The organism is Pseudomonas sp. B21-015 (assembly GCF_024749285.1).
Taxonomy (GTDB): Bacteria; Pseudomonadota; Gammaproteobacteria; order Pseudomonadales; family Pseudomonadaceae; genus Aquipseudomonas.
The window spans coordinates 6,414,736-6,427,015 of sequence record NZ_CP087196.1 but is presented as its reverse complement, the minus strand read 5'-3'; the positions used below and the strand labels follow the sequence as shown (position 1 = coordinate 6,427,015).

Annotated in this window: 12 protein-coding genes and 4 pseudogenes; all 16 read right to left on the bottom strand. The window is 52.5% G+C overall.

Annotated elements, in window-relative coordinates; all coding sequences use genetic code 11:
- Positions 1-90: 90 nt before the first annotated feature.
- Positions 91-753, bottom strand: a complete 663-nt coding sequence (locus LOY38_RS29335) for a hypothetical protein (protein WP_258698201.1) — start codon at positions 751-753, stop codon at positions 91-93.
- Positions 754-766: 13 nt separating this feature from the next.
- Positions 767-1,120 carry a hypothetical protein gene (locus tag LOY38_RS29330; protein WP_258700832.1) on the bottom strand — a complete coding sequence of 118 codons (354 nt, stop codon included), beginning with the start codon at positions 1,118-1,120 and terminating at the stop codon, positions 767-769.
- 15 nt (positions 1,121-1,135) lie between these two features.
- Positions 1,136-1,712, bottom strand: a pseudogene (locus LOY38_RS29325) (RHS repeat-associated core domain-containing protein); the annotation flags it as partial.
- A gap of 412 nt (positions 1,713-2,124) precedes the next feature.
- Entirely contained in the window at positions 2,125-2,736 is a 612-nt protein-coding gene (locus LOY38_RS29320; protein ID WP_258698200.1) for an imm11 family protein, read from the bottom strand.
- 11 nt (positions 2,737-2,747) lie between these two features.
- Positions 2,748-3,461 (bottom strand): annotated as a pseudogene (locus tag LOY38_RS29315) (RHS repeat-associated core domain-containing protein); the annotation flags it as partial.
- A 403-nt stretch (positions 3,462-3,864) separates the two neighbouring features.
- On the bottom strand, positions 3,865-4,578 hold the full coding sequence (locus tag LOY38_RS29310) for a hypothetical protein (protein ID WP_258698199.1): 714 nt from the start codon (positions 4,576-4,578) through the stop codon (positions 3,865-3,867).
- Positions 4,579-4,963: 385 nt separating this feature from the next.
- A pseudogene (locus LOY38_RS29305) lies at positions 4,964-5,680 on the bottom strand (RHS repeat-associated core domain-containing protein); the annotation flags it as partial.
- 124 nt (positions 5,681-5,804) lie between these two features.
- Positions 5,805-6,434 carry a hypothetical protein gene (locus tag LOY38_RS29300; protein ID WP_258698198.1) on the bottom strand — a complete coding sequence of 210 codons (630 nt, stop codon included), beginning with the start codon at positions 6,432-6,434 and terminating at the stop codon, positions 5,805-5,807.
- A 5-nt stretch (positions 6,435-6,439) separates the two neighbouring features.
- Positions 6,440-6,607: a hypothetical protein gene (locus LOY38_RS29295; protein ID WP_258698197.1), complete on the bottom strand. Its 168-nt coding sequence runs from the start codon at positions 6,605-6,607 to the stop codon at positions 6,440-6,442.
- 178 nt (positions 6,608-6,785) lie between these two features.
- A complete protein-coding gene (locus LOY38_RS29290) occupies positions 6,786-7,934 on the bottom strand; it encodes an ankyrin repeat domain-containing protein (protein WP_258698196.1) in 1,149 nt (382 codons plus the stop codon).
- Between the two features lie 397 nt (positions 7,935-8,331).
- Positions 8,332-9,529: pseudogene (locus tag LOY38_RS29285) on the bottom strand (RHS repeat-associated core domain-containing protein); the annotation flags it as partial.
- Positions 9,530-9,762: 233 nt separating this feature from the next.
- On the bottom strand, positions 9,763-10,428 hold the full coding sequence (locus LOY38_RS29280) for a hypothetical protein (protein ID WP_258698195.1): 666 nt from the start codon (positions 10,426-10,428) through the stop codon (positions 9,763-9,765).
- A gap of 251 nt (positions 10,429-10,679) precedes the next feature.
- Entirely contained in the window at positions 10,680-11,087 is a 408-nt protein-coding gene (locus LOY38_RS29275) for an SMI1/KNR4 family protein (RefSeq protein ID WP_258698194.1), read from the bottom strand.
- 155 nt (positions 11,088-11,242) lie between these two features.
- Positions 11,243-11,716 carry an SMI1/KNR4 family protein gene (locus LOY38_RS29270; protein ID WP_054594730.1) on the bottom strand — a complete coding sequence of 158 codons (474 nt, stop codon included), beginning with the start codon at positions 11,714-11,716 and terminating at the stop codon, positions 11,243-11,245.
- Positions 11,717-11,728: 12 nt separating this feature from the next.
- Positions 11,729-11,869 carry a hypothetical protein gene (locus tag LOY38_RS29265; RefSeq protein ID WP_258698193.1) on the bottom strand — a complete coding sequence of 47 codons (141 nt, stop codon included), beginning with the start codon at positions 11,867-11,869 and terminating at the stop codon, positions 11,729-11,731.
- 95 nt (positions 11,870-11,964) lie between these two features.
- A complete protein-coding gene (locus LOY38_RS29260) occupies positions 11,965-12,246 on the bottom strand; it encodes a hypothetical protein (RefSeq protein ID WP_258698192.1) in 282 nt (93 codons plus the stop codon).
- Positions 12,247-12,280: the final 34 nt, after the last annotated feature.

The window sequence follows — 12,280 nt, the reverse complement described above, 5'->3', positions numbered from 1 at the left end:
TTTGCTCCCTATCGGCGGCGCAGCCGTCGTAACCGGCTGATCGATACCTTTGAAAAAGACGGCGTTGGTGAGCTCGATGACGGGTACAGCTCAGGTAAATTGAACGAGGAAATATCCAGCTTCGTCGCCTTCCTTCATCTTTTTCGCCCGGTTGTCGGCAAAAACGTAGCCGATGCCGCCGCCGAACAATCCTTCGTGGCGAGAACTGATTTTTGCGATGTCGGCGTCCAATATCTGGGCTAGAAAATAATAGCGAGGGCTTTCATACAACGGATCTTGCAACCAGCCAGGGCGACCTAATATTTTGCTGATACTGGCGCCGCAGTCCGGATCCTCCAGCTCTTCGGTCATCTGTTCGTCCGTGAGGGGTTGCTGGGCAATGTAGCTTCGCGGAATCGGATCCTCCAGGGTCGGTGGCATAAGCTCGAAAGGCGCCAGCGTATGAAGCAGAACTTTACTATGTCCCTGTACCAGCTTTTCCATCTCGCTCTGTTGGTGGACAGTCAATTGGCGTAACGATGACCGTTTGTACGTATCGCCTTCACGCTCCACGGAAACGAACACTGTCAGAGCCATACCCGACGGTATAAAAGAAGTGCTGAGGAAATCCGATGTCATCATGAGCACTGGTAGCATCAAATGACCGGTGGTTGGATCCTTTGGCCACAGGTCAATATCGGTGAGTCGAGCGCCCCCGCCTATTTGTCCAAGGTTATGGTCTTTTTCGGAGAGGATGATTTGATTGATGCCCATAGTCCGTGATCCTTTAGACGCAGCCTTTTCTTTTGGCGAATGATGTGGATAAACGCCTTGCTGTTCGTGCCTGTTGTTGGGTGATGATGCCGGTTCTGACCAATGAGTTGTGAATAGCTTGAGACATGAGGCGAATTTCCAGCTTCCCGCGCTTGAGCATTTGATTAGGTCCCAGCCCGCGAGCACGGCGCAAACGATTTTCCTCGGCATGCACCATGTCGTGATGTTCGGGCGATAGCGCAATGGAAGGGTTACCTTTATAGCGCCGGCCCTTTGCGATACCTTTTTCTTCCAGAAACTTATTACGAACAATCTCGTGTGCTTCCAGCCCATCATTCTTGTGGGCTTTGGCACCGTAACCGGCCACCTCACCTTCTTTTAGCAGCCCAAGTGGGTCAATCCACCCGGTGGAGTTGGGAGCGTACTGGTAGAGATTGTACCCCCCCCCCCGCGAGCCCAATCGGATCCGGCGTAGTAAACCGCCCCACATCGGGATCATAAAACCTGAACGTATTGAAATGCAGCCCCGTTTCCCGGTCCAGATACTGCCCCTGAAACCTCAGGTTCTGCTCTTCAATGTAGTACGGCTCGCGCACCTCTTCTAACGTGTTGCCCCACACCCGATAAGTCGCCTGCCAGACGTTGTGGCCGTCGGCTTCGGTGAGTTGCTCGGGCGGGCCGTTGAGGTCGTTGTGGTAGTAGCGGATTTTTTGCAGCGGGCCGGTGCCGTCGACGCGGACCAGGGGTTCGTAACCTTGGTCTTCGTAGAGGTAGAGGCTGGTCTGTTGATGGCGATGCTCCTGCAACAGGCGCAGGCCGTCCCAGGTAAAGCGGGTTTCTCCCAGTGGATAACCTTTGCTGTCGTGTTCGGTCTTGGCGATGCGTCGGCCCCGCGGGTCGTAGGTGTAGTCGGTGCGGCCATCGTCGGTGACTTTGGCGATCAGCCGGCCAACGGCATCGCGCTCCGGTAAATGATGGGGGTCGCGCTGCGCAATCTGCCCAGACGTTGCTGACCAGCGCTGCGAACGGCGCTGGCCTCTGGTCCGGTGCCGGGCGCAGCATCGACGCGACCCCGTTACGCAATGCTCTGGGTGGCGTTTCGTCCTAGTGGTGAGGTTATCGGATGGTGTAACGGGAGTGCCCAGACGGCAATTGTTGCACTGCAATCCATGGTGAGGGAGCTTGCTCTCGCTCGGCGGTACAGTCTTCGTAGACCGGCGGAGGCATTGTACTTTGAAGAAACGTCTTCTAAGTTACGTCGTACGTGCTGCGCACATGTTGAGCGTGAGAAATGGGCACACCGACTGGCTCGGGTGCCCATTTTTTGTGGGCGTTGATTGACGCTTTTAACGAATGCCTTCCACTAGTAGATCACGCTTGGTTTTTATAGGGGGTGAATGAGCGCTCAGCGGTGTAGAAGCCTAGCCCTTTGTCGCCTTTGAATTTCTGTTCGATCATGGCGTCAGCCAACTCTTGGGAAATCAAAAGGTCTCCCGAATCACGCTCGCGTGCAATTGCGCCCATTTCCGCGGCGTTATCATGAAACCAAATTTCATTGAAGTAGATTATTGAGCCATTGTCAGAGAGCTCTGCTACCGACCTGCTGTGATCAACCGCGCTTATCGCCTGGGCAGCATTGACAATGTAATAGACTTCGCTCACTTGCTCCCCGTCCGCAGCAATACTCGTGGGTGGCAAGAGCTCAATAGAGTGACCGGCGTTCTGTACGAGGAAATCCGCTAACCGCTGGCTCACCAAAGGAATGTCGCCTAATAACCATAAGCAGTCGTAAGTCAGCAATTTTTTCTTTTTGCATGGAAAAAATATTTTGGGTTTATCCATGTCGGCAGGGTAAGGCTCACCCGTCAGGAGTGACAGATAGTCAAAGTTCGATCCTGCCGTTTCATAGGAGCCGCCCTCCGCATCGTATGAACCGGTCAATTTATCGTTGTAATAGATAGGGGCCTGCCAGCTTAAGATCATTTCTGGATCTCCTAATTGTAATGAGCGCCAGGGTGTGCATTTTTATTCAATTGCCTTTCGCCTGAACGGAGTAATTTGCGCTCGTTGGACACTATTTTATCCAACGCTTTGCGGTATTGGGCCTGATTCCAGTTGTCTCGTTTGCCGATTATTTCCACCTGGTCCATTTTTCTTCCGAGGTTTCGGTTGACTCTAGCCGCATGGCGTCCTTGGTGGATCGATCGACGCCCATCAGTCAAAGCTTTGGTTTTATTGAGCGGGAATATTTTGTTCTGCCGGTTTTGCAGGTCGAACCCTGCCAATTTGAGCAGCGGGTGATTTTTCGTGCTGATGTGTTTGTCGCTCAGTATGTGATGGTCCTGATAGCCCTGCTTCTTCAGCTTGATGATTCGTTTGTTAATGGATGACGAGCAACTCCATCCCAACGGGCCCACCCACTCGAGTGGGTTGGCCGCATACAGATATAGATTGATTCCCCCCGCCAACCCAATCGGATTCGGCGTCATAAACCGCCCCACATCCGGATCATAAAACCTGAACGTATTGAAATGCAGCCCCGTCTCCCGGTCCAGGTACTGGCCCTGAAACCTCAGATTCTGCTGCTCAATGTAGTACGGCTCGCGCACCTCTTCTAACGTGTTACCCCACACCCGGTAAGTTGCCTGCCAGACGTTGTGGCCGTCCGCCTCGGTGAGCCGTAGCGGTAACGCTTGTCCTGGTAGGTCAGCAGCATGTTGTGCACCACCAGTCCGGCGCCTTGTTGCGGACCGTTAAGGAGATTGGCGGCGTCGTCTGAAGTTCGATGATCTGGACGAGCAGGTCGTCAGCGTGCTTCACGATGTGGTCGAAGACAGTGACGTCACCCTCGACGATCTGAGGGCGTTGGGCATCTCCGAGCGTGCGATAAAGGCGATCGACTGCCTCTCGAAATGTCCCGGCGAGGCATATGAGGATTTCATCGCCCGAATCCATCCGGATGAGTTGGCGAGAAAGGTCAAGATAGAGAACATCAAGGGCAACCTTGATCTAACCCGGCTGGCACGCTTCAGGAAAAAGATCTGGTGCGAGTGGCGAAGTACCACAAGTCGTTACGCTATCTGTCTGGCGACTTGGACAAGGCCCGGGGCATCACGAGTAAAAATCCAGTAACTCTTCGACAGAAGATTTTATGATTTTTTTCCTGAAGGAGCTTCTAATCAAATGAATGTTTGGCAGTATCGCATTACTTAGTTCAATGGTGACCAGCGCCATGTCGTCATTCAGCTCTTCAACCCTATTGTCCGACATTATTTCAAAAAAAAGCTTCATCAAACTGTACTCGTCGTCATCAGCTGGGCAGGATGAGTCGATCGAATCATTTGTATTGTCAGTCAGGTAGTTTAGAGGGTTGCTCAATACATAACCAACATAATGGCTGTCTGCCAGAATTATGTTGATATCATCCTTGAGTTTTATGAATGAATATTTATGCTCGTTTGTGAATTGCTTATTGATACAGGTAAGTGTTCTATTGCGGGGGTCGAATGCTCTAGTGATTGTAGGTTCTACTGTGTGCAATTTGTTGTGAAGCTTGAGTTTGCCAAACATTGTAACTGGGGCTTCAATGGCTAGCTCGTTGTTTCTGCCTGGAACTGACAGACCTAAATAAGTGAGCTTCCCTTCATCGTTGAACGAAAAAAAGTCCGAGGGCTCTGTGATCCAAGGTTCAGAGTTTGTGTTTCTTTTGTTGTTGATGGTCAATGAAATAAGCGATGAGTTACCACCAAAAGACCAAGTGATAGAAGCGTCCTGATACTGCATTTCTGCTGTTTCTATCAATTCGACATTGTGAAGAATAAACATCTTAGAATCCCTCTAGTCTTGTTGCGGGAGGTATAAAGCCTCCATTGGGTCTAGGGATGCTTCCGTTAGAGATCATGTCGGGCGTAATGGGTAATCCAGGGTCGCTCAGCTTTCCACCATAAATAGCAGCGCCGCTTTCACCCCGAGGGCCGCTATGTCCGTAACTTGTGATGACATTGCCTTGTGCTCCACCTTTGCCATGAGTGACCACTATATTGCCCTCTTTATGGAATATTAAGTTTCCATTTTTTGCCTGATAAACCCCCTGAGGGCTACTGAGTATCCACTGTTCCATGTCGTTGCCCAACCGCCCGTGATAGTCCTTTCCTCTTCGGACTTTTCCATTTTTTGCATTGCTGATGATTTTAGAGGTCGGGCAACCCGCAAGCCCTAGTGGATCTATCCATGTGAGCGGGTTTTTAGCGTAGGCGTAAAGGTTTAATCCACCCGCCAACCCAATCGGATCCGGCGTCGTAAACCGCCCCACATCCGGATCATAAAACCTGAACGTATTGAAGTGCAGCCCCGTCTCCCGATCCAGATACTGCCCCTGAAACCGCAGGTTCTGCTCTTCGATGTAATACGGCTCGCGCACCTCTTCTAACGTGTTGCCCCACACCCGATAAGTCGCCTGCCAGACGCTATGTCCGTCGTCCTCTGTGAGCTGTTCCGGCAGGCCGTTGAGGTCGTTGTGGTAATAGCGGGTTTTTTGTAGCGGGCCGGTGCCGTCGACGCGGGCGAGGGGGTCATAACCTTGGTCTTCGTAGAGGTAGGGGCTGGTTTGCTGATGGCGATGTTCCTGCAACAGGCGCAGGCCATCCCAGGTGAAGCGGGTTTCGCGCAGCGGGTAGCCGTTGGTGTCGTGCCAGGTCTTGCCGATACGCCGCCCCAACGGATCGTAGGTTATGCGCACAGCCGTTTCCCGTGCACCGTTTTCGTTGCGCACTTCAATCAATCGGCTTTCGGCGTCGTAGGCAAAGCGTTGCAAGCCCCGTTTAGCGCTGCGTTTTTCGATCATCCGGCCAAACGCGCCGTAGCGGTAACGCTTGTTCTGGTAGGTCAGCAGTTTGTTGTGCACCACCAGCCCGGCGCCATGCTTCGGGCTGCCCTGCAGTTCGTGGCGAGGGAGTTTGCTCCCGCTCGGCGGCGCAGCCCAGCAGCTTTTTCACCCTGCCAAGGACCGTCCGACAGGTACCGTCGATCTCGGTGAACAGTCCTTTGGGGGCCTACTTATTACCTACCCCCAGAATTTTATTTGCCAAAGCCAAATCAAATTGTTTGTTTCCGAATATTGATTTGGTTGCGAGGACTTTTTTGAAGACGTCTGAGTCCAGGCTCAGGTCATTTTTTTGTGCTGCAAATAATGCGGTTAGAAAGGGGTACGCATAGTTGTCAGGTTCGGTCAATACGTCTTCAATTAATGAGGGCGTGCCAAGGATGCAGTCCTCTGCCTTAGACAAGTAAAATTTTATCAGTCGTTCGTTTATTTTTTTGCCTGTTGCGCTTATTTCATCAGGCGATGGGGTTCTAATAATACCGCCCAGCTCGTCACCAAACTGTTTTGTCTCTTCCGATAATGAACTTTTCGACAAAAAAGTTGAGTTCAACAGTCGGCTCTGATAGGGCGGTGATTGGTTTATGCAGAAGCTAAATGCCTCGCATGTATAAACCTCCAGGCCCGCATAGTAGCCATCGGCCTTGGTCAAGTGTTGTATATAAATTTCCCCAAGCTTTTCCTTGGAGATAAGTAGGCCAAGTTTGTTTTTGCTTGCTTTCAGGTCCAAGTGGGATGACGTTGTCTTCTTTAGCGCCGCCAGTAATTCCGCTTCCAAACTTTTACGAATTTCTATGCTCATTATATTCACTTGTAGATTAAAAGATTGAAGGTTGCATTGTGCTGTGCGCCTTTCCCACCCAGCGGCACCCCCGGCTTTCCTTTGGTATCAACCTTGAATGTACCCTGCGTGCCGGCTGAAGGTTTTATCGTACCCCCTCCCAGATGTTGTGAGGTGTTGGCCGGCTTAGTCATGTCGAAGACTTTGGAGTCGGTTTGGTTGGGGGGCAACTTCCCGGTGCCAGGGGCGTCTCGGGGACGACGGCCAGGCCGCTGCCATAAGGCGCCGGAACAGCCGTGACCGCCGAGACGTTATCCAACAGGTCATAGGCGTAGCGCTTGGCGCTGTCTTCAGATCCTGTTGAGAGTGTCGTCAATTTTGCAGAGGTGAAGTCAGAGCGACGCTCTTCCAGCTTGCCTTACGTTTTTTCTCCAAGAGCGAGGCTAAGGCATCGCCTTCAGGGGGGCCCTTTTTTGTCAGTTTTAGAGGAGTCAGAACGTAGAGTTTTACCGAATCCTCATGATCTTCAATTTCTGCATCGCCGGTAGTGTTCCAAATTTTATCCACGACAATGAGCGCCTCAATATCCGCTGGCCAGCCCAGCTGACTAAAGGCTTTATCCGTTCGTAAAATCACCTGACCCTCGGTTAAAGGCGAGTCTTTGAGGGTGTTTTCAGACAACACAGTCAGTACCGCCTGAGGGAACATCCAGGGGCTATCGATGGCAAAGCCTTTTTTGGGTAGGCGCCAGCTTCCGGGAAGACAGATAAAAAGTTCTGTGCGTGGTTTTTCAACAAAAAGACCGACTGTAAACAAGAGTTTAAAGTCGTTTTTGTTCGCGATGCAGCTGACTCTGAAATTTACTTCCAATGATCCGGATTGAGGGATTAGTTCTTTAGGTAATACCCAGCCAGCGGTCCTACACACAAAATCGATAATCCCTGCTCCAGGCAGTGTTTCTTCATCAGGCGCCTTTTCAACGGCCGAGATAGCGCCTTGTGCTTTCAAGCAGTTGAAAATTTCAGGGAAGCTCCAGCTCTGAGCTAAATCGAGGGCCGTCCGATTGAGCTTGGCATGTAACCTATTGACGTCCGGATGGTACTTGAGCAGAAATTCGACTGTTTCTTTTTGCCCGAAAGTGACGGCGGTTATCAGCGGAGATGCAACCGAGAGAGGAGAGCCATTAACATCAGCTCCTGCCTCCAGAAGCCAGCGCACTGTTTCTAAATGTCCATTTTTTGCTGCCAGTGCAAGCGCCGTAGTATTGCCAGAGCCAGCAGTGGGTTGGTCGAGGTCAATGCCCAAATCAACTAGCAATGTACACACTGCAACCTGGTTTCTCTCTGCGGCATGATGCAGAAGTCCTGGATAGCTCAAAAGATCATAACGAGGGGGGACCAGCAGCTCTGGATGAGCGTCTAGCTGGGCACGTAAAAACTCAACATTCCCCGTCTCTATATGAGCATAAAGTTCTCGGACAAGAGGGGCATTTGTTCCGTATGTTTTTTCCAGGCTAGTCATCTAAAAACTCACCATTTCTCATTTTCTCGCCCATCGCATTCAGCGCCTCAATCACTTTGCTTTTTCCGCCTTTTCGGGCCTCTGCAAGTGTTCGTGACACTTTGCGGGCTCTAGCGATTGTGTGATTCCCACTGCCATTGGGTGCCCATACGAAGTTATGAGGGCTGTCATTCAAGCCGATACCAAATCTCTTCAGGACACCCTGTACATGGGCCACATATCGACGATTGCTGTCTGTCCAATTCTTGGGTTCCTTTTTTGCGCACAGTATGATGGCGATGCGGGCTCGTCATGACGTCAGTAGTGGGTTTGTCCCCATTGCTTTTTTATCTGCTTTAGACAGTCTGCATGTTTCCCAGCCCAACGGATCGGTCCATCCGATGGGGTTTGGCGATTACTGATAAAAATTTATTCCCCTGGCCAACCCAATCGGATCCGGCGTAGTAAACCGCCCCACATCCGGATCATAAAACCTGAACGTATTGAAATGCAGCCCCGTCTCCCGGTCCAGGTACTGCCCCTGAAACCGCAAATTCTGCTCCTCGATGTAATACGGCTCGCGCACTTCCTCCAGCGTGTTACCCCACACCCGATACGTGGCCTGCCAAACGTTGCGCCCGTCGACTTCGGTGAGTTGTTCCGGCAGGCCGTTGAGGTCGTTGTGGTAGTAGCGGATCTTTTGCAGTGGGCCGCTGCCGTCGCGCGGGCCAGGGTCTTCATAGAGGTACAGGCTGGTTTGCTGGTGGCGGTGTTCCTGCAACAGGCGCAGGCCATCCCAAGTGAAGCGGGTTTCCCCCAAGCGGGTAACCATTGCTGTCGTGTTCGGTTTTTTCGATGCGCTGGCCCAGTGGGTCGTAGGTCATCCTGACCACACTGCCGTTTGCGTTGTGCACTTCAATCAATCGGCTTTCGGCGTCATAGGCGAAGCGTTGCAGCCCCCGTTTAGCGCTGCGCTTTTCGATCATCCGGCCAAACGCGTCATAGCGGTAACGCTTGTCCTGATAGGTCAGCAGTTTGTTGTGCACCACCAGCCCGGCGCCGGGTTGCGGACCGTCCAGCAGGTTGGCGGCGGCGTCGTAGGCGAAGGTTTCGCGCTGGCCGTGCAGGCTGTCCTGGCTGGCGATGATGCGGCCGGTGGCGTCGTAGTGCAGCAGTTGGCGGTGTTGCGCGGCGGGTTGCTGGTCGAGTTTGCCGATCAGGTTGTCGGCGGGGTCGTACTCGAAATGTTTCTGCACGGCGGCCGGCATCAGCGAGGGCTGGCTGGTGTGTCGGCGTTGGCGTGAGCGCAGGCGCCCGCTGCGGTCGTATTCGCTGCGGGTGCTGATCTGGCCTTGGGTGCGCAGCACTTCGCGGTGCAGGCGGTCGCGTTCGAAGTCGCTGATGACATGGCCGTCGAGGTTGATCTGGTGCAGGTGGCCGCTGCCGTAGTACAGGCGATTGAGCCAGCGGCCGTCGGACAGTTGGCTCTGGATCAGGTTGCCGAGTTCGTCGTAGTGGTGTTGCAGGCTGCCGGCGGCGCTGTTTTCGGCGAGCAACTGGCCGGTGGCATCGTAGGCGAAGCTCAGGGTCTGGGCGTTGCCTTGCAGGTCGGTGAAGGCGGGTTACATGCCTGCTTTTGAGGTGTAGGCGATCCGTGGGAGGGAGCTTGCTCCCGCTCGTGGGCGCAGCCGTCGTAAGCCGGCTGATGCGATTTATCTGGAGAATGCGTCAGCCTGTTTTGGGGCGGCTTCGCCGCCCAGCGGGAGCAAGCTCCCTCGCCACGGGATTTGTGTTTCGGATCAGGCCCTATGGTGTTGGCTCGATCGGCATTTCGCCCTTTGGAAAGCTGTCAAAACTTGTCCAGGCTAGACACCGTGGTGGTGTAGAAGACCACGCCCGACTTGTCGATGACCTTTATTCTGCCGCCTTCTTCCTTGAGGTCTTTGAGGTACGGACCGAACGCTATTTCGTCTGGCACGGTCCGCAGAATTTCTTTGTCGAGTACCGGTGTGTTTTTCCTCAAGACCTTAAGGTTCATGAGGAAGCAGTCGATGGTTAACTGGCACTCAAGGGCGCAGACATAGTCCGACCCCTTTATTTTTTTCTGCTTGAAGGTCCACTCGTTTTTATAGTGGTTGCGGCGGAACTCATCCATTGCGTTTTTCAGCAGATCGTCAGGCAAGGTCATATGTGGGCGGCATTTTTCCAGGCCTTCCAGCAACAGTTGTATAAAGAACTCATTGAACTCGTTGACCGATGTGCATTTTTTATACTGTTCGGTATCCAGACTGACATTGACGATGAGCGCGCCGCTGGAGTTTACATAGGACTCATCGACGGCTTTGCGGGTGCCGACAAAGCAGATTTTCTTGAAGTTCGGCGTTTCGAATTTTTCTGCACCCAGGCGGCGCTCAAGAAAATTGCAAATCGATCGGCTTTGGTCGCGAAACGGATGAATAATTTCGTCGCTGAATTCGCCCAGGTCGGGGTACAGGTAGATTTCTTTTAAGCTCATGGTCTTGAATGCCTCGCTGGGTCTAGTTCCCGCCTGCGTCGATTCGCGTTTCTTCGCTCAAAATCTCGACTTTCCAACGAGCAACTGGGCCGGCCGGCTCTTTTTTGATGACTCTGGATTCGTAACGTCCTCTTGAAATCCAATACTCATACGTAGACCTGAGCGAGCCTCGTGAGGCAATCGCTTCACAGGCTCGTGGGTAGGTTATTTTCAGACAGCATGGTAAGCCTGTCCAGCGATGACGCATGGCTCTATTGGCCTGTGAGTTCAGCGAGGAATTCTTCAAATGATTCGCATACGAACGCCAGATCCTCTTCATCCATCAAGTACAGGTAAATATTCCCGAAGTCAGCTTCCTTAACGGATAAGAGGAAGGAATTACCACCGTGATCGTACGCAAAGGGGATCATCTGTTTTAGCGACGGAACGTCGTCCGAGTCGCGATAGACCGTTTCGATAGAGGCTTGTCCGTATTTGATCGGAGTGAATCCGCCCAGCAAAAAATCATTCTCGCTACTGCTCTCAGACAAATCGCCGCCGTTGTGCTTTAGATAAAATTCTCTAAAGACTGTCGGTAATTCCACATTGAATTTTTCTTGGAACTCATTCAGTTCTTGCACAGAGAGGGCGCGTTCGGATCCTTCGAGGGTCAACCGCATTTGGATGCTCCTTTTTTTCAGCTATTGAAGTGTTCTGACTTTTCGCCAAGCCTTCAATATGACGTTCCTTTTGGGGCGGCTTCGCCGCCCAGCGGGAGCAAGTTCCCTCGCCACAGGATTTGCGTTTCGAAGCAAGCCCTGTGGCGTTCGCTCATTTATTCCTCGTCCACATCATCCTCATCGATCAGTCCTTGAACGAAGCGGAGGAAGTTCGAGCAAATAGGCTTCTCGGATTCAGCCTGGTTCTCTTCCGGGCTAAGGTCACTATCAAACGTGTCAGTCGTGAAATAACTGATGGCTCCCGAATCAAGGTTCAAGCAAAAGAAATTGCCGCCCAGGTCGTCTGCGAAAGGAAGGAGATGTGCAGGAAGAACTTGTTTCTTCAGCATCAACTGATAGGTGGACAGCAGCGTGGGTTCACCATAGGTAATCGGCCTGAAAGAGGCGACTTCGATGGGGTCGAAAAAGTCTTCGCTGACCCAATAAGCTCGTTCCGGCATGCCGCCGTTGTACTTGAGGTAATGGTTTCGAAAGGGAGCCGGTAGCTTCTTGCCGATGACGGACTCCAGCTGGTCCAGATTCGCTGGGGTAATGGCCTTTTCGTAATCTGAGAATTTGTTTTCAAGCATCGAAATCTCCAATCATGAGCAGCGCCCAGGTTTGACTTTGGTGTTGGGAATCTTGTTGGCCGCCACCTCCAGCACGCCGCCAAGAATGTCGGCCATCATCGAGGTATGGTTGAGTGCGTCGCCCAGTCGGGCGGCCCAAAGTGCGTCAGACATGCGGGATGGTCATCCGACGTAAGCGTCTGACGGCTGCGTAATCGTTGCGCTTGTGGCGCAATTCGATGCCTTCCATTGCACTTCTATCCTTGTCGTTACGGCATGCGCATTAGCGCAGTCCTCAAGCGTTTGATCAGCTTGGGATTCTTGAGGCAATCGGCTGGCCGTATGTTATCCAGGGCAGGCACTTGCTGTTCGATCCACCACAACCCTTCCTCAAGCCCTCTTTTACCGTTGAGGACGACCGCCATATCGAGGTTGCCATCCAAGGCTTTCGCCAGCGTGCGGGCGTCGTCGTCGAGATAGACGTTGTTATACAAATCCACGAAATCCTGCCAATCGGCATCGCCGGAGTATTCGTCTTCCAGTTGTTCCATCTTCAGTTCTTATCGCTCGCATTCATTCGCTGCA